Annotated in this window: 15 protein-coding genes; 3 read left to right on the forward strand and 12 right to left on the reverse strand. The window is 45.5% G+C overall.

The window, feature by feature from the left end:
- Positions 1–352: 352 nt before the first annotated feature.
- Positions 353–745, forward strand: coding sequence for a hypothetical protein (locus tag ACEW8F_RS12835; protein WP_373483868.1), 393 nt, complete (start codon positions 353–355; stop codon positions 743–745).
- Between the two features lie 130 nt (positions 746–875).
- Here the strand turns inward: ACEW8F_RS12835 and ACEW8F_RS12840 are convergent, their stop codons facing one another.
- The 3 genes from ACEW8F_RS12840 to ACEW8F_RS12850 form a co-directional block, all read right to left on the reverse strand.
- Entirely contained in the window at positions 876–2,060 is a 1,185-nt protein-coding gene (locus ACEW8F_RS12840) for an MFS transporter (protein ID WP_373483869.1), read from the reverse strand.
- 94 nt (positions 2,061–2,154) lie between these two features.
- Positions 2,155–3,132: a uroporphyrinogen decarboxylase family protein gene (locus tag ACEW8F_RS12845; RefSeq protein ID WP_373483870.1), complete on the reverse strand. Its 978-nt coding sequence runs from the start codon at positions 3,130–3,132 to the stop codon at positions 2,155–2,157.
- Between the two features lie 27 nt (positions 3,133–3,159).
- Complete coding sequence (locus tag ACEW8F_RS12850; protein WP_373483871.1) at positions 3,160–3,789, reverse strand: corrinoid protein; 630 nt, start codon at positions 3,787–3,789, stop codon at positions 3,160–3,162.
- Between the two features lie 333 nt (positions 3,790–4,122).
- Here ACEW8F_RS12850 and ACEW8F_RS12855 point away from each other — a divergent pair, with 333 nt between their 5' ends.
- Positions 4,123–4,782: a TetR/AcrR family transcriptional regulator gene (locus tag ACEW8F_RS12855; RefSeq protein ID WP_373483872.1), complete on the forward strand. Its 660-nt coding sequence runs from the start codon at positions 4,123–4,125 to the stop codon at positions 4,780–4,782.
- Between the two features lie 33 nt (positions 4,783–4,815).
- On the opposite strand, the gene ACEW8F_RS12860 is transcribed toward ACEW8F_RS12855, so the two are convergent.
- The 5 genes from ACEW8F_RS12860 to ACEW8F_RS12880 form a co-directional block, all read right to left on the reverse strand.
- Positions 4,816–5,094, reverse strand: a complete 279-nt coding sequence (locus ACEW8F_RS12860; RefSeq protein ID WP_373483873.1) for a hypothetical protein — start codon at positions 5,092–5,094, stop codon at positions 4,816–4,818.
- Positions 5,006–6,265 carry a BPL-N domain-containing protein gene (locus tag ACEW8F_RS12865; protein WP_373483874.1) on the reverse strand — a complete coding sequence of 420 codons (1,260 nt, stop codon included), beginning with the start codon at positions 6,263–6,265 and terminating at the stop codon, positions 5,006–5,008. The genes ACEW8F_RS12860 and ACEW8F_RS12865 overlap by 89 nt, the downstream gene beginning before the upstream one ends.
- Before the next feature lie 456 nt (positions 6,266–6,721).
- Complete coding sequence (locus tag ACEW8F_RS12870) at positions 6,722–7,888, reverse strand: MFS transporter (RefSeq protein WP_373483875.1); 1,167 nt, start codon at positions 7,886–7,888, stop codon at positions 6,722–6,724.
- Between the two features lie 327 nt (positions 7,889–8,215).
- Positions 8,216–8,350, reverse strand: coding sequence for a hypothetical protein (locus ACEW8F_RS12875; protein ID WP_373483876.1), 135 nt, complete (start codon positions 8,348–8,350; stop codon positions 8,216–8,218).
- 515 nt (positions 8,351–8,865) lie between these two features.
- Entirely contained in the window at positions 8,866–9,357 is a 492-nt protein-coding gene (locus ACEW8F_RS12880; protein ID WP_373483877.1) for a nitroreductase family protein, read from the reverse strand.
- Positions 9,358–9,526: 169 nt separating this feature from the next.
- Here ACEW8F_RS12880 and ACEW8F_RS12885 point away from each other — a divergent pair, with 169 nt between their 5' ends.
- Positions 9,527–9,880, forward strand: a complete 354-nt coding sequence (locus ACEW8F_RS12885; RefSeq protein ID WP_373483878.1) for a winged helix-turn-helix transcriptional regulator — start codon at positions 9,527–9,529, stop codon at positions 9,878–9,880.
- 325 nt (positions 9,881–10,205) lie between these two features.
- On the opposite strand, the gene ACEW8F_RS12890 is transcribed toward ACEW8F_RS12885, so the two are convergent.
- From ACEW8F_RS12890 to ACEW8F_RS12905, 4 genes are all read right to left on the reverse strand, one after another.
- The gene (locus ACEW8F_RS12890) at positions 10,206–12,482 is read right to left on the reverse strand and encodes a methyl-accepting chemotaxis protein (RefSeq protein ID WP_373483881.1); all 2,277 of its coding nucleotides are present in this window, start codon (positions 12,480–12,482) and stop codon (positions 10,206–10,208) included.
- 969 nt (positions 12,483–13,451) lie between these two features.
- The gene (locus ACEW8F_RS12895; RefSeq protein WP_373483879.1) at positions 13,452–14,846 is read right to left on the reverse strand and encodes an SLC13 family permease; all 1,395 of its coding nucleotides are present in this window, start codon (positions 14,844–14,846) and stop codon (positions 13,452–13,454) included.
- Between the two features lie 94 nt (positions 14,847–14,940).
- Positions 14,941–16,326, reverse strand: coding sequence for an MFS transporter (locus ACEW8F_RS12900; RefSeq protein ID WP_373483880.1), 1,386 nt, complete (start codon positions 16,324–16,326; stop codon positions 14,941–14,943).
- 93 nt (positions 16,327–16,419) lie between these two features.
- The gene (locus ACEW8F_RS12905; protein ID WP_373483882.1) at positions 16,420–17,049 is read right to left on the reverse strand and encodes a corrinoid protein; all 630 of its coding nucleotides are present in this window, start codon (positions 17,047–17,049) and stop codon (positions 16,420–16,422) included.
- Positions 17,050–17,371: the final 322 nt, after the last annotated feature.

The following is a 17,371-nucleotide window of genomic DNA, read 5'->3' on the forward strand; positions in this document are numbered from 1 at the left end:
ACCGGAAGTTTGCCGCCGGCTTCCTTCAGATTCCCCGTCGCCGGGGACACCCTTGCCTTAAGCTATGCACTTGGCACTACCTACCCGTGCTCGGGACTTTCACCCGTTAGATTGCGCCCATGCCGGGCGCACCATAAAAAAGACGGCAGAACTTTAGTTCTAACGTCTTTTTATGCTATAATCTTCAGAAAATCGTAATCTCTTGTTAACATATCGTTCACATTCATCTGCTATTATTTATTTATACAATCAATCAATTTCCTGTCAGTGGTGGTTGATTGAGCCAAACAAAACCGGCAGCAAACTCGCCGCAGTTTGCCTTTGCCTGATAACTATCAATGAGGAGTATACAATGAATCAATTTACTTTAAACAACTATTTTTCCCTGTCCGATCTGGAAAAAACGGTGACCAAACTTAGTCAAGATATTAGTCGCAGCCAGCTTAAACAAGTATTTAAGCAACCCCAGAAAACCTGCCTGAAATTCTTGAAAAGTCTCTGGACTGAAGTCGATATAGAAAGTCACTGTAGGATGACCACTATTGATTTTAATCAGGTCAACAAAAGTGAAGATATTCTGATCCCCGAAACCCTCGACAGCCAGTGTCAGGAATGCCTCAAGGCCAGCAAGCATAAACTGTCGGCCTTTGAGCAGCTGTTTCTATCCAACTATAATCTGGCCATGAATGACTTTGAAGACGGCAAAATCAAAGAATCTTTTTCCAGTTATGACCACTATTTTTAAGCCCCGTGATCACCCCGAAATAAATCCACACACACCGGCCGCACCTAAATTACTGAAATAAAAGCCTCCCATTTTAGTTTAAAATGGGAGGCTTTGGTTTACGTTTTATTCAATATAACAGTTCAGGTTCTTAAGCACGTTCCAAGGCAACTGGTGCACTTGGCTTTAATGGATTAATGATCATGAAGATCACAAAGAAAGCAGCCGTTACACAGGCACCAACCGCAATTGGAGCTGTCACAGCGTCACCAGTAATGGCTGCAATAGCGCCAATCCAGTAGGTTGACAGGAATCCGAAGAGATTCATACCAGCCATGAAGAAAGACACACCTAAAGCCATCTGGCTTGGTTTAACCGTCATCGAGATCAGCATCATGCTGGCCGGAATCAGGGTTGACATGGCAAAACCTTCAATGAAGACACCAACCGACAGAAGGGCGATGTTGCTGGCAAAAACCACTATCACCAGACCGATGGCACCCAGGGCATAACCGACTGCCATAATAAAGCGACCGGACATTTTAAATACCTTACCAAAAATAGAACCAGCTACCATTCCGCCGATGGTTAACAGTGCCAGGACAGCCCCCGCGGTGGCTGTTGTTCCCATTCCCCGTTCAACAATCAGAGTGGACATATTGACCAGCATCGGATAAATGGACAGGGTGTAAAGTCCATAGACCAGTACGATGATAAACAATTTAACCGGTAGTTTTTCTTTGGGAGCGGCCTGGGTTTCGGCAGTTACCGGAGCTTGTGGTGGCTCTGGTAAGAAGAAGATAACCATTAGTAACGAAATAACACCTAGGGCATGTGGCAGGAAACTGTAATTCCAGCCAATTCCGGCAAAATAGCCACCCATGAATTGAAGTACCATACCACCGATGTTCATGGCCAGGGTAACCATACCCGTCATGCTGGCAACTTTATCGCCTTCATAAACGCCCATGACCAGGGAATTTGCCAGTGGTGACATGATCCCCAGACCGATACCAAAGATGGCTCGTTCCAGTAAAATGACGGTAAAATCAGTTGCAAAATAGGGGGCAATACCACCGAGTACAAAGAGGGTCATCCCCATAATTGCCAGGGTACGATATTTTACTTTGCTGCCAGCAACAGACCCGGCAATCAGAGTGGCCGGGATAACCGTTAATGAGGGCAGGGTGGATACCAGCAAGAGCGTGGTAATGGGCAGATCTGAGAACTGAACAAAAATTGCATTTAGGGCCGGGGTAATCGTACCCACACCCATTCCGAAAAATGCCATAGCCAAAATCGTAAAGGTTGAGATCGGTTTTACTGTTTGATTCATTTTTTCCTCCATATTTTTGTATATTCAGTATTTGCGAAAGTACGATGAGCATTCCGCAAATACCTGAAGTTGAACGATTTAAAGCTGGAAGGTTTTAGAATAATACGGTACTCATACGGTCAATTTCTTTGCTGACAGTTGCATAGACTCCTTCAAAGTTATCAATGGGAAGACCAGAAGTCTGACAGGGAATGAAATACAGTTTACCGTTATCGCGACAGGCTTTTTCCACATAGTCTGCTACAATTTCAGGTGTCCAAGCCGGGAAATCAACCAGGCCGCTGTGGATACCGCCCATAAACGAAATTTTCCCGCCGTATGCTTTGATCAATTCGGGAATATTATTGGTGTTCATTACCCCCTGCCAAATATCAATGCCCATTTCAATCATAAAGGGCACCAGGTTGGCAGCGTAACTGTCGCTGTGGTGAACAACCATTTCAACGCCGTTGGCTTTATAGAAACCATAGATTTTTTTATAAGCCGGGAGGAAGAATTCCTCAAACATGTCTGGCGAAACAAATGATGAAATCTGGCTACCCCAGTCATCATGATGGAAAATGCAATCAGGTTGGATTTTTTCAACCATCACTGCGGCAAATTCCAGTTCATAACCGACCAGATAGTCAATCAGTTCATGCATCGCTTCCGGTTCTTCATAAAGCGCCATCAGCGCATTTTCCATGCCCATCAAGTGATGGGTCATTTCAAATATTCCCGGAGCAAAGAATCCGGTTACGTATTCTTCATCACGATCAATCGCATTGGCACGGGCAACGGCTGACGCCCAGGCTTCGTCGGACTTGGCAATCTCCGGCTTTTTGACAACTTTCTGCCATTCGGTAATGTCCTGGATCACCGCCAGACCATCGTGGTGAACCGGGAACATCCCCAACTGACCTTCCGGCCATTGCCAGGTGATCCCCCAATGATCTTTCCAGGTTTGTCCATAATTAAATTGCAGGCCGGTGGGGATTTCCATAATAATATTCAGAAATTCATATTGATTGACGAATCGCTCCGGATTTCCACCCTTGATGGTTTCCAGTAAATTTTGTTTTTTTGTTAACATTCTTATTCTCCTTATCGCGATGATTAATTACGCTGTAACCAGTTCTTTAGCTTTCACGGCAGCACTGCCGGCATCTGGGGCATATCCGTCGGCGCCCACTTCAGTTGCGTATTCTGGTGTCACCGGCGCACCGCCGACAACCACTTTAACATCTGGACAGGCAGCTTTAATGGTTTGAACGGCTTCTTTTAATGCTGGCATGGTGGTGGTTAATAGTCCTGAACAGGCCACCAGTTTAACATTGTTATTATCCTTAACTGCCTGAACAAAGGTGTCGGCGGTAACATCAACACCCAGATCCACCATGTCAAAGCCGGCGCTTTCGATCATCATGGCAACCAGGTTTTTTCCGATATCATGTAAATCTCCGGCAACGGTGCCAATCACACAGGTTCCCAGGGAAGCTGAACCATCGCCGGCCATCAGTGGTTTTAAAACCTCCACCCCTTTTGACATCGCCTTGGCGGCGATCAGCATTTCTGGTACAAAGATTTCACCTGACGAAAATTTATCCCCTACCACACCCATGGAATCAACCATGGCCTGGAGAATTTCTGCCGGTGCTACACCAGCATCCAGTGCTTCCTGAACCAGTCCGGGAACCAACTTGGATTTCCCGGCTTCAACCTTGGCTTTAACTTCTGCAATTTTAGACATCTTTCTTCCTCCTGTTAAATGAATTCAATGTTCTTACGAAATGAGACTGTCTGGATTTTATTCATAGTTTCCATAACTTCTTTTGTTAGTACCGTTTAAAGGCATATTATTGGCAAATAATAGGATAGCAATGATATTTTATCCAGAGCAATTCTCCCGGTTTAATTATTTTTACCGGTTCAATAAATGTATTGTAAACGGTTTTTTACGAAATGTCAACAAATATTAAATTAATTTAATTTGAACCGGTACAGTAAAATTAGCTTGCATCCATCCGCCGATAGCGTTAAAATTAAATAATATTGTAAAAATTCCAATACGAGAGAGATGACCATGAATAACCAGAAAGAACAAATCCTCCAGGTGGCCAGCAAACTGTTTTATGAACAAGGCTATAAGAAAACTTATCTGGATCAAATTGCCGAGATCTGTGAAATTACCAAACCCCTGATTTCCTACTATTATAAATCAAAATCAAGTTTGGCCCGGGCGGTCTCAGATACCTTCCTTTTCGAACTTAAAAATAAAATTGCCCTGAAACTCTATACCGACTATTTCAAAGAACGAAAGGCTGACCTTCAGGTCAGTACGGCAGTGGAAATCCGGATGTACAACCAGATGTTTCTTGCTGATCCTAAGGCCATGCGCTTCCTGAAAGAACTGGCTGATGACAAATATGAAGATCTGTTTAGTCAGGACAGCATTACCCTCTATAAAATACACGATCGTCGTTATCATCTCGACATTAACAGAGAATCCGATGAGCTGGCGATGATTGCCAATGCCGCCCGGGGCGCTTCTTTTTCCGTTTTATGGGCCTACGACCGGGGTGAATTCAATTGTACTCAGGAAGATTGCCTGGATTATATCACCCGCCTAAATTTTGTGCTGATGCATATTGATCCAATCCGTATCGATGCCATTCTGGCCGAAAGTAAAGAGGTTCTCAAACTGGTTCCCTTTGCCTTCAAACCGTATTTCCGGATTGAATAATTGCAGCAAAAAATCAAAACCTCCTGGATTCAATCACTGAATCCGGGAGGTTTTAACTGTGAAAGCCACTTCACCAGCTTCCACTGGCGATGTTTCTGTCCTTTGTTTTAATTGAATCTGAATTGCTTCAAGCCGATATCCGTATCCTGCTGTCCCTGCACTTTCGCCATTTTGTGCCCAACCTAACCAACCAATATTTTGTGCGTGTACTCGGTAGTATACGTCATATTTGTCGGCATCTGCACCTGTTATACTCAACCTGGATTGCTTCCAACCGTAAGCTTTTACCAAAGGTTCCACTGGTTTTACCATCAGCTACCCAATCCTGCCAACCGATGTTCTGAACATGGGTTTTGTACTCAATCCCAACCTGATGGGCTTTATCCGGGAGATTTGCAACTTTTATCTCGATCCCTTCCAAACGAAGACTTTGTCCAGTTGTCCCGCTGTTTTCATCTTCGCCCTTCCAATCCTGCCAGCCGATGTTTTGCACATGGGTGCGATATTCAAGATTGCCTGATTTTATTTCTTGATTATCCTCTGGGGTTAGTGCACTATCGAAAATTTGCTTGAAAATATCCTGAGTATCTGACCAAGTTTCACTATTTAGGGGATCTGGTTCATCTATCAGCCAAGTGGCATCGGCTTCAGGATGCGGTCCGCAAAGTACAACTTTACCTTTGCCGACCTTTGCTGAAAATGCAGCTACATCCTGGTTTTTATTTGTATAATACATTAGGATTGTAGCATTCTGAGGCATATCATTTTTTGCAAAGGCAGGACCATTGAAATAATAAATGGTTCGCCTTGTTGATTGCCACAAGACAGTTATAATTTGAGCATAAGAATAATTCGGGTCGTATTCAAAACTTTCAAAATCAACTAATGCCATCCCTGTTTCGTACCCATCAGGCCATTGACTGCCTTTTGAAGCAACATAAACGCCACCACAAATCCCCAAATAGGTACCACCATTTTCAATATATGATTTTAAATTGTCTTTAACATCATCAATTTCCTCTAGAATATCACCAGTATCGCCGATCGTACCGCCGATAATAAATGCTTTTGCACCATTCAGCATATCGGGTAACTCGCTAAGGTTTGAAATATACTCTACTGAATATCCTTGGGATTTTGCCATTTGCGCAACTTTTTCAACACCATACTTATCTGCTACATGTCCGTTATATATCAAAATATAATCTTGATCCTCCTGGTTGCTATCATTTAAATCAACCATCTCAGCGATGGCTGTTCGGTTATCTGCGTCCCCGCCCGCAGATGCTCCGTAAAACTCCATAGCCACTCTAAAAGGTTCTTGGATACGGTTATTTTCGTCTCGAAATGGCTGGCCTGGTGCCTGAGTGAATGTAACTTGTGGGCTATCAGTCACAACGCTCCCAGCGGCATCAACATAGCTGACAAACGACATCACCAGGAAAATCAGCAGTAATGTTACAATCAGTTTCTTCTTTATCACGGGCTACCTCCTTCGTTATTGTTGTAACCATAAGTTTTTTCAGACTCCTCCCTTCAACAATAACCCTTTATCTCTCAATTTTGAACCAATAAAATAAGCGGAGATATTCTAATTTAAACAATAAAAACCAAACGTAGACTCCCATGACTACTGGTTGGCAGCCGCCGAGCGGCCATGATGGCTCATAAAGTCGCAGCACTTTTGTAGTCATTACAAAAAACTCTTATACATACTACCATATTCCAATGATTTTTAAGAAACAAAGCCACTCTTCTTAGTCACCTACTACCCCAATGAATAGCAAGTATTCATAAACTGCTAAAGCAATCCCAAATGACCAATAAAACATTTCTGCTGCCCCATCGATGCCAACATCAATGCCCCCTATAACCCACCCAAAGCCGCCCGGATTCAAGCGTTGAATCTGGGCTTTGTTAGTTACTTTGATAAAACTGATTAAATGGTCTGCTTTTTATCCAGAACGGCATTACCAATAAAGGACATCATCCCAACAGATGCCAGTCCGATGGCCGCCAACAGAAATTTAATTTCGATATTGCCACCAGCCAAATTAGCGACCCCATTGGAAACGATTGGTGAGACAAAGATCCCCACACTGGTGGAGGCCGTAACGACAGCGATCGCCAATGAACTGATGGACGGATGAACAGCATTAGCCGCCTGGAAGGTTCCCGCCGGATTGATCGTGGCCAGACAGAAACCACAGCACATCGCCCCGATAAACAGCGACGTCAGATTACCAAGCATAAAGATCAGCAGCATACCCATTCCACCAACCAGCAGAGAGACTGGTATCACCAGTTTTTTGAGTACCCGCTGCATCCGCCCGAAAAGGATCCCGGTGAGCATCCCGGCTGCCGACATGGCAGTATTAATGAGACCGCTGGTGGAAGCATCGCCCAATCCCTTGCCGGCCACAAACATTGCCACATTTGTCTGAAAGACAAACAGAAAGACCCCAAATAGAAACATGGTCAAAGCAGTAAAATACACCCGGGCATTGAGCTTGGCACTCTTCTCAGCATGTTTTTCTTCAGCATGGGCTGGGGCATGATCCTTAGGCAGGTTTTTCATAACGATCACAATCACCGGGATGAAAACCAGATAAACCAGATAGGACATCTGCCAGGAAATCCCCGTCAGCATTCCCGAGGTAAACAACAGCACCATGCTGCCGCCATTGACAAAGGCTGACTGGAGCCCCATCAGAGCACCGCTTTCCTCAGCTACAAAATAATCCGCAATCAGGGCCATCGACATGGTGGAGTTCATTCCCTGGGCGACCCCCAGCAGCAAACTGCAGCCAAGTAACACATAAATACTGGTAGAACCGAAAAGCAGGGCGATCATCCCCCCAGCCAGTCCGCAAACCAGACCGAAAATCACCAGGCTTTTCTTGGGTAGCCGCAGTGACAACGGGCCGGATGCAAATGCAAACACCAGCCCCATCAAGGCCGGAATCGTCAAAACCATTGAAATCAGCGATGGGTCCACTCCCACAAAATAGGCTTGTATATCGGCCAGAATCGCTGATGCGGTCATCGATATCATCAGCAATGATGATATCGACAGAATTGCAATTTTTATTTTTCTCTTTTCCAAAACATTCTCCTACACTCTTTTTGATTATTTCACCAGCAAATTCCATAAAACAACCGTGTTAACTTTACCGGTTAAATTTAGAGTATTATATTACATCCTGATTTTCCTGTCAACGGTTTCAGTGTTAACAAAAAACGACTGTCCTAATTAAGCAGGTGTTTTCTTAGCTTATCGATGCATTTTTTTGACATCATGTCAACTGTGTGATGGACGCAGTTATTATTAACTCACAAAAAAGCAAAAAGACCTGAATGAAAAAAAGGTTCAGGCCTTTTATGTAATAAAGCTTTTTGCAATCAGAACTCGTTCTTTTAATACATAACCTGATCATTGAACTTTTCCCAAATCCCAGTAGGTTGTAATGTTCTCTTTCCAGACAAAGCTGTACTTTTCCAGTAGCTCTTGGGGATTGACTGGTTCTCTGCCGGTAATTTTCACTACGGTATCCGTTTCAATTGCCATCAAACGTCCCGGATACCCGATTCATTAGTTACCATATCATTGGCACACCAGGGTACTGACGATTTCGAATAATTGCCATGGGAAGTCCGGGGAATGTAAATGGAATCCAGTTACTGTGACCATTTGCCACGAATTACTTTTCTGATCACCCTTCAATAACTTATACAATGATTAAAGGGAATCTCGGTATTGCTGTCATGCCGGATTTTGTTTGTCAAGAGGATTCAGCCCTTTCGATCGTTCCTATGAATATTGAAGAAACTATTTCCTATGGCAACGCCTGGCACCAGAAGAATGACCGTAAGGAGATTAAGGGCTTTGTTGCCAATACCCGGGAAACCTATCAAAGATAATTTAGACCGATAAAATTTTAATTTCGAAACAGCTTTCGCTTAATAAAAAAGCTGTTTTCAATCATTTTTTTTGCTTTGTTTTATGCGAAAACTCTAAAAAAAGCCGCATCAACCTTTTTCGGTTGCTGCGGCTTTTGATCGTTTAATTATAATTTCCTGGAATTATTCAAAATGGACCCGCTCTGCATCATACCGGTCTTTGGGTTGGGTATCCGCCACCGGGTAGCCAATTGGAATAATGGCATAGGGGTTTAGATGTTCCGGGACATTCAAAATCTGGCGGACACTTTCCATCCGGTCTGCCAGTGGAGCCACCCCAACCCAAACGGCACCCAAGCCCAGCTCGGTGACTTCCAGCAGGATATTCTGGGTACAGGCGGCCATATCGATATCAGCAAATTCAGGCATCATCAGTTCTTTACGATAAACCGACACAATCGCCACTGCCGCATCCCTGATAAAGCTGCCATAGGGACTCTTTTCCGCCAGAGCGGCCAGGGTTTCTTTGTTTTTCACCACATAAAACTCCCAGGGCTGCTGGTTAGCTGCTGATGGGGCAGCCATGGCGGCTCTCAAAATCTTATCAATTTTTTCCGCTTCCACTTCCTTGTTTTCATACTTTCTGACACTGGTTCGTTCAAATATTGCGCTCATTTTTTCCTCCGATAAATTTTTATAATCGTATTTTGGCAATTACTTGCACCTTGCTGTTGTTCATGCTATCATTTTACCAATGATTTTCATAAAAACAAGTATGCACTTATTAGTCACTTACTACCCAAAATGATAGTAAGTATCCATTAAAATTCAAAAGGAGTCTCCAATGACCGAAAAAAAACATTTCTGCTGCCCCATTGATGCCACCATCAGCCTGATTGGCGGTAAATATAAAACCAAAATTCTGTGGAACCTGGTTAACCAGACTCTACGCTTTAACGAACTACAGAAAATCGTTCACCATGCTACCCCCAAAATGCTCACCCAACAGCTCCGGGAGCTGGAACGGGACGGACTGATCACTCGGACTGTCTATCCGGTGGTGCCACCCAAAACCGAATACACTCTGACCAGTTTCGGCCAGAGCCTCTACCCGATTCTCGACGCCATGTGTGAATGGGGCAAGGATTACATGGCCGAGGATGATTCCTCCGGGCCGGCTGAAGCCATCAATCAGTAAAGAATTTATTATTCAATCACATCGCAACTGCTTGTCAATAAAAGTCAAACATTTCATTCAAAAAAATGCCCCGTCAGTAGGACTGACGGGGTTAATCTTTATTTAATTTTAACCATGGTGCAAATTATTATGCAGTCAATCTAATAAATTCGGATCAAAAACCTCATAATTCGCCACAATTCGGCCATATTTTAATGAGCTGTACTTATTTTTGCATGCCTCCATTTTTTTGCACCTTTTTTTCGTCGTGTAAATCTCTTTCAATGTAACCATTCCCAAATTGTATCCACGCATTCCAAGCACTTTTCAACGTCACAATTTCGTCTTATTTTAGCTTAAACTCTCCTACCATCTTTTTCAACAGTTCCGCCTGACCCGACAGTTCTTCGCTGGAGGCGGCACTTTCTTCGGCGGTGGCAGAGTTGGTCTGAACAACCAGGGAAACCTGTTCAATGCCTTTGGTAATCTGGGCAATTTCTGAGGCCTGATCACTGGAAGCCTGGGCAATATTCCCCACCAGATCCGAAACTTTTTCAATTTCATCAAGGATTTCTTTGAGGCTGGCGGCGGTTTCATCGGCAATTTTCGTCCCCGCTTCGACCTTGGCGATCGATCCTTCAATCAGGCCGGTGGTTTCTTTGGCGGCCTCGGCGCTCCGGGCAGCCAGGGTCCGGACTTCTTCCGCAACCACCGCAAAACCCTTGCCATGCTGGCCGGCCCGGGCAGCTTCCACCGCCGCATTTAATGCCAGAATATTGGTCTGGAAGGCAATATCATCGATCACTTTGATAATTTTAGAAATATTATTGGATGAGTCGTTAATATCCACCATCGCAGTGACCATTTTTTTCATCTGCTGATTGCCAATTTCGGCATTGTTCCGAACCTCAATGGCGCGGACATTGGCTTCGTTGGCATTGGTGGCGTTGCGTTTGGTTTCCGTCGAAACCTCATCAATGGAGGCGGTCAGTTGCTGAATTGAACTGGCCTGTTCCATGGTTCCCTGGGACAGCGCCTGGCCGCCATCAGAAATTTGCCGGGCGCCCAGCTCCACCTGTCCGGCAGCCACATTGATTTCCGTCATCGTGTGACTGAGATCGCCGGTGATCTGGTTAAGGGCTTTTTTGATGGCCAGAAAATCGCCGCGATACTCGGCAGTAATTTCCTGATCAAGATTCCCATTCCCTATTTCTTCTAAAACATCGGTAATTTCATCCACATATTGTTTTAAAAAGCCAACGGTATGATTCATATTATCCTGAATCAAGACGTAGTCGCCCTGATAATTGCCGGTCATGGCGGTGTTCAGATTACCTTTAGACAGTTCTTCCAGAGTTTCTGAAGCGGCCATCATCGGTTCCACCAGGGCATCCAGGGTTTTGTTAAAACCGGCGACAACTTTAGCATATTCACCTGGGAAACGGCTCTCATCGCCGCGATTACCGGTGTTTCCCGCCACGGCAATCCGGGCCATTTCGTTGGCTTCAGCAATTAACAGATCAATCGTTTCGATCATCCCAATCAGACTTGGCAGCAGCTGATCATTGGCGCTGAGTTGTCCTGCTGCTCTAAGCTTATCCAGATCCTGTAGATTACCACCAGCGATATGATTGATCACCGCAATCACATCGTTGAGCCGTTGGTTGAGACTGTTGATTGATTGGGCAAACTCGGAATAAATACCCAGATACTGACCATCCATGGTTTCCCCAAAATCGTGATGACTCATCCCCTCGAGAATGCGGTTCCCTTCTTCCAGGGCTCCCAAGCCGTCGATACAGGCATTGATGCTGTTCTTCAGGGTATCAAATTCGCCCTGATAAGCAGCCGTAATTTTTTCTGGGATGTCCCCAGCACCGATACGCTTAACATAATCGGCCGCCATATTGATGGGGCCTACCACCGCATCGAGGGTATCATTAACCCCCTTGACGATATCGCGAAACCCACCTTTAAACTGGTCGCTGTTACCACGAACATGCAACCGCCCGGCCACCCCGGCCTGGGAAAGGGTGGTAACCTCATCAATCAGACCGCGGATCGAGGCAATGGTGCGCTTCAGTGCCGGTGAGATCTCATCCGCGTCATCCTTTTCCTGGATCGTTGCCGAGACATTTCCATCCGATATTTCGATCATCGTGCCGATCACTACTTTTTGCAGATCTTCGGCAAAAGAATCCATGGCGGTGGCCATTTCGCCAATTTCATCGTCGCTGTCAATACCCAGCCGCAAACCTAAGTGCCCCAGACTCATTTCTTTGATCATATGATTGATACTGGAAATGGGCTTTGTAATCGATGTAGACACCCGATAGAGAATCAAGGCCAACGCCAGGAAGACCAACAGCCCAACCACTGATACCATCAGAATATTTTTAAAGATCGCCGCTTCAATGGCATCCATCGAATAGCCGATATTTAAGGCCCCCTTCAGTTTGTCATTGATAACCACCGGAAATAACACATCATAGACCTTGGCTTGTCCGGCTTCGTAAAAATACTCCGAGGCTGACGACTGGCCGTCGATGGCTGCCGCTTTAACCGCTTCATCCTCAGCATAACTGACGCCCAGATCTTCGGGATCGGTATCCGCCACTGCCATCAAATCCTGGTCGATAAAACTGGCATAGACAATATTTTCATTGGCTGACAATTCGTCAATCAGGGCCTGATAGCCAAAGCGTTCGGTCAGATCGGTAATCCGGTCAGCGGTGACCCCGGCCTGAACAAATTCACCGGTGCTGGTCTTCATATAACCAAATTTAAAGGTCTCTTCGGTTTCGGTGCTTTTACGGATAGCCTCCATCAATTCGGTTTCACCGCTAGCCATAAAATTATGGATCGGATCCCCAGGCTCAGCCTTCCAGCCCACGTATTCCCCGTTAACCGCATTAAGAATTTCGCCAGCCGCATTAAACCAGTAAATCTGATTGATCCCGGACTGTTGGGCCAGAGCGGTCAGATAGGGATCACTGATAGCGCCACGGTTAGCGATGACAATGTTCCCGATGCTGCGGATCTGTTCCTCGATCATGACATTCATGGCATCGAGGGCTTCCGTGTTGTCTTCGAGACGATCAACAAACTGCTGCGACGTGGCAGAGCCACTGGCTCTCATCTCCTCCAGCAGGCTTTCCCGGGTCAGATAAGCGGAGATGGCCCCAATTACAAACACCCCCACCAGTACCGAACATAAGGGCACGACCAACAGTTTTCGCTTAATTGTTTTACTCTTTCGTTTTCTCTCTTCCATCGTTAACCTTTCTTCATCCAATTTTTAAGTTTAACCGTTAAATCAAGCAAATTTTGTGCCAACAATTGCAGTTTTTCTTGATCGATGGAATCTACAAGAATTTGTGAAGGAAATACTGGAGCAACATAACAAGAGCAGAATAATTTAATAAAAAAACCACTGACGGAAGTGATGCACCCGTCAATGGTTTAGATTCGCTGAAAATATTTTAGACACAGATTTTCTATGCTGCCAGAAAAGTAAGGTAATCTTTAATAAAAACAACTCATTTATCACCATCTGACTGGTCGTTAGCAATAATTCATCACCAAAATTCTGTCAAATAATTTTAGCGATCAAACCGGCCAGCGGCAGCCACACGGTCGCTAATATAATAAAGGCCAGTTGTATCCAGATGGTCGCCTTGGGCATATCGGTCATTTTATAATAGCCAGCGGTGTAGGTGATCAGCGGAATCGTATCAATGGGAAAAAGATAGCAGTTGCCGGCGCATAGGCCCAGGGTAATGATCAATAGGGCCGGGTTGATCCCCATTGTTGCGGCTAGACTGACAATCACCGGCGTCAGCACCCCAATCAAGGCCGGTGCGACCGGGACAATCAGCATGATCACAAAAATCATCACCGCCACAAAAAAGACCCCACCCATGGTCGAAAGCGACAGCGACGTGGGCAAGACATGGGTGACAAACCACTCACTGACCCCATTAGCAACGATGGTGTTGGCAATACATAAGACCGTCCCGATCAGGAGATAGGAAGTCCAGCTGACGGCTTTCAGATATTGTTCCCAGGCGAGAATCTTGATCCCGGGCAGAAAGAACAAGGCACAACCAAAAAGCGATACCACGGCCACCTCAATAACCGGAAAAAAGGAGCTCATCATCCAGAACAGCATCATCGTCGCGGCGATGATGCTCACCGTCCCTTCCCGCTGACTCACCTTTTCGTGAACCGCAATCTGATCGAGATAGGCTTTTATTTCACTGGCATCAATTTCTGCCGGCGGATAGATTTTAGTCAGGATAATCCATGCCAGGGGGACCATCACCAAAACAATCGGAATTGCGCAGACCATCCATTGAATAAAGGTAATCTGAATTCCGGCAATACTTTGCAATAAACCAATTGTTAAAATATTAATGCCACTGCCGGCCGGTGTCATCAGGCCGCCCAGCATGACGGCAACCGGAATCCCCATCATCAGAGATTTCGCGGTTTGATGACGGTCGGTTTCATTTTTAAACAATTTCAGAAAGCTGGCTCCTACCTCCATGAAAACCACCACCGTTGGCACATCGGTTACAATCGACGAAACGACCGCGGCCGCGATCATGATTGCCAACACGCAGGTTTTAACATTGCGTCCAAAAGTTTTTAATAACCGATGCAGAACCCGTTGGACAATCGGAGTTGATGATACCGCCTCGGCCAGGCCAAACGATGCCAACACAAAAAATAAAATCGTATTGGTAAAACCGCCCAAGGCCGTGCCCAGGTTTTTGGTAACCCCCAGGGTCGGCAGCAACGCTAAACACAAAAAACAAATGACCCCAACTGGCAGGGCTTCTGTGATCAACATGATCAAAAAGAAGAACAGCAAGCCAATCGTGATCATCCCATTGTTGCTAAGACCTTCCGGGATCGGCAGAAAATAAAAAGTGATCAACACCGCAATACTGAAAACCATCCCGATAATCTGTTTTTTATTCATACATCCCCTCATCACTTGTGATTATTAATTAAAGGTGCTGCCCACCCTTTTTATGGAAAAGCAGCACCAGTCAACTGTATCTTGATTTCAGTAATTATTCAGCACTTACCTGTCGTTCATCAATTTCTTTCTGATAATTGGTAACCTTGTCCCGGGTCAATCGATAACCCACTGTTAACAGCACCGCGCCGACCAGGATACCAATCCCCGGGATAATGACAAACAACTGCACAATCCCGGTTTTTAATTCGGGAGTGGCTGTGGCCGGGTCCATTTTTGCCACAAAACCAACCGCCGCCAGAACTGCGGGAATAATAGCGCCTTTGATTAAATTAGCAATTTTTAATGGCAGATTCATTAATCCCATGATCCAACCCGATGCTTTCGATCCGGTTTTCCACTCACTGTAGATAACCGCATCACTATACATCGCTGAAATCAGGGCGTAAATGAAGCCCAGGAAGAATTGTGCACAAGAAAGGTATACCAGTACAATCATAATATCATTGACAAAGAACTGACTGATTAAGAGAAATACGCCCAGCGCATAGAATCCGAAAATACCTGCTGTCCGGGTGGTAAATTTGCTGGCTGCATACTTGCTCAGATAAGAACCGATCAGTGCCATGCCATTGGCAACAAGCAGATAAACCGAGAACATCGCGACATTGTTGGTTACATAGGTAAAGAAATAAGCCGCTGAACCTGCCATTACAAAGTTCACGATCCAACGGGTCAGATCGGCCAGCAAAAGCACCAGTAAATGGGGATTCTGCACCAGTGATTTGGCCATTTGCATAATCGATGTTTTTTCTTTCTTTTTCTTGTTTTGACTGGCTTCCTGCTGTGTTTCTTCGTAGCCATCCGTCATTTTGAAATGAATAAAGTAAGTGACCCAATAAACCAGCGCCATCGCCAGGGCAACCAGGGTGAATCCCAGCACCGGATTGCCGATGGCGGTACCAATGTATAAGACTGTAGCCAGACCAACCGCTGAGAAAGCCAGTTTGCCGCCATTGTTATAGGCACCTCGGGTAGCAGATAATTGCGCTCGGTCTTCGGGGGTACTGGAAATGGTTGGAATCAGGGCGACATTGGCAACATAAGAAAAATTCCAGAAGATATGTGCCACCAGGTAGGCGCCAATAATAATCACAACCGGAACCATCCCGGTCCCGATGGTGGTAAATTCCAGGGTATAAAAAAGTGTTACAATCGGTGGCATCACCAATAACCAGGAGCGGTAACGGCCCCATTTCATCGGCTTCATCCCATCGATGATGCCCCCGTAGAACGGTGATAAGATAACATCGATCATGCTGGTCGTGGTCATGATCAGGGCGGTTGTGGCTAAATCAAATTTAGCGACGTTGGTCAGGAAATAGGCCAGATAATACAGTTCCACATTTGCCATCAGGGTGAATCCAAAGTCACCAATCCCGTAAAATCGCTTGAGCGCATTACTTAACGGTTTTTTCATTTTTTTCTCCTTCAAATTTTTATTTTTCGGTTATTGCAAACTCCGGCCATTATTCGTTGCCGGGCCAATTGGCAATAACAGCTTGGAAACAGGTTAAGCAGTAACTAGTTCTTTGGCTTTAACGGCCGCACTGCCGGCATCCGGCGCATAGCCATCGGCCCCGATTTCGGCGGCATATTCCGGCGTCACCGGCGCCCCACCGACAATGACCTTCATGTCTGGCAAGGCAGCTTTAATGGTTTGAACGGCTTCTTTTAACGCTGGCATCGTCGTTGTCAGCAGACCAGAACAGGCCACAAGAACGACATGTTCATTTTCTTTAACTGCAGTGACAAAATTTTCGGCCGGGACATCAACGCCCAGATCCACCATATCAAAGCCGGCGCTTTCGATCATCATCGAAACCAGATTTTTACCAATATCGTGGAGGTCTCCGGCCACGGTTCCAATGATACAGGTTCCCATTGAGCTGGAGCCATCGCCGGCCATCAATGGTTTTAACACTTCCACCCCTTTGGACATGGCTTTGGCGGCAATCAGCATTTCCGGCACAAAAATTTCACCGGCTGAGAACTTATCCCCGACCACCCCCATCGAAGCGATCATCGCCTCGAGAATATCCGCGACTTTGTCGCCGGCATCCAGCGCTTCCTGAACAGCGGCAGCTACTTTTTTTGATTTACCGGTTTCGACTAAAACTTTTACATCTTCAATTTTTGACATTTTTTTCTCCTTTTTTTTCTGCTGTTGAAACAATTCCGTACTCATCTTATCGATGGCTTCCGAGGTAGCTTCGTAAACTCCCGGGAATGAGCTGATCGGTGCGCCCTGACTGAGATTGGGAATGAAGTAAAGCTTGCCGCATTCTTTACAAGCCTTTTCCACATGTTCCATGACGATTTCGGGGGTCCAGTCAGGAAAATCAATTTCACCGCTGTGAAGACCGCCCATAAATGAAATCTGTCCGCCGTATTCTTTGATCAGCTCGGGAATATTGTTGGTATTCATAACCCCCTGCCAGATATCGATGCCCATTTCAATCATG

This window comes from Acetobacterium sp. (genome assembly GCF_041752335.1).
Lineage (GTDB): Bacteria > Bacillota > Clostridia > Eubacteriales > Eubacteriaceae > Acetobacterium.

Excerpts from the sequence above, each read along its gene's own strand:
- ACEW8F_RS12835 (WP_373483868.1), top strand. The coding sequence starts at position 353 with ATGAATCAATTTACTTTAAACAACTATTTTTCCCTGTCCGATCTGGAA.
- ACEW8F_RS12840 (WP_373483869.1), bottom strand. The coding sequence starts at position 2,060 with ATGAATCAAACAGTAAAACCGATCTCAACCTTTACGATTTTGGCTATG.
- ACEW8F_RS12845 (WP_373483870.1), bottom strand. The coding sequence starts at position 3,132 with ATGTTAACAAAAAAACAAAATTTACTGGAAACCATCAAGGGTGGAAAT.
- ACEW8F_RS12850 (WP_373483871.1), bottom strand. The coding sequence starts at position 3,789 with ATGTCTAAAATTGCAGAAGTTAAAGCCAAGGTTGAAGCCGGGAAATCC.
- ACEW8F_RS12855 (WP_373483872.1), top strand. The coding sequence starts at position 4,123 with ATGAATAACCAGAAAGAACAAATCCTCCAGGTGGCCAGCAAACTGTTT.
- ACEW8F_RS12860 (WP_373483873.1), bottom strand. The coding sequence starts at position 5,094 with ATGGTAAAACCAGTGGAACCTTTGGTAAAAGCTTACGGTTGGAAGCAA.
- ACEW8F_RS12875 (WP_373483876.1), bottom strand. The coding sequence starts at position 8,350 with ATGGCAATTGAAACGGATACCGTAGTGAAAATTACCGGCAGAGAACCA.
- ACEW8F_RS12880 (WP_373483877.1), bottom strand. The coding sequence starts at position 9,357 with ATGAGCGCAATATTTGAACGAACCAGTGTCAGAAAGTATGAAAACAAG.
- ACEW8F_RS12885 (WP_373483878.1), top strand. The coding sequence starts at position 9,527 with ATGACCGAAAAAAAACATTTCTGCTGCCCCATTGATGCCACCATCAGC.
- ACEW8F_RS12890 (WP_373483881.1), bottom strand. The coding sequence starts at position 12,482 with ATGGCAGTGGCGGATACCGATCCCGAAGATCTGGGCGTCAGTTATGCT.
- ACEW8F_RS12895 (WP_373483879.1), bottom strand. The coding sequence starts at position 14,846 with ATGAATAAAAAACAGATTATCGGGATGGTTTTCAGTATTGCGGTGTTG.
- ACEW8F_RS12900 (WP_373483880.1), bottom strand. The coding sequence starts at position 16,326 with ATGAAAAAACCGTTAAGTAATGCGCTCAAGCGATTTTACGGGATTGGT.
- ACEW8F_RS12905 (WP_373483882.1), bottom strand. The coding sequence starts at position 17,049 with ATGTCAAAAATTGAAGATGTAAAAGTTTTAGTCGAAACCGGTAAATCA.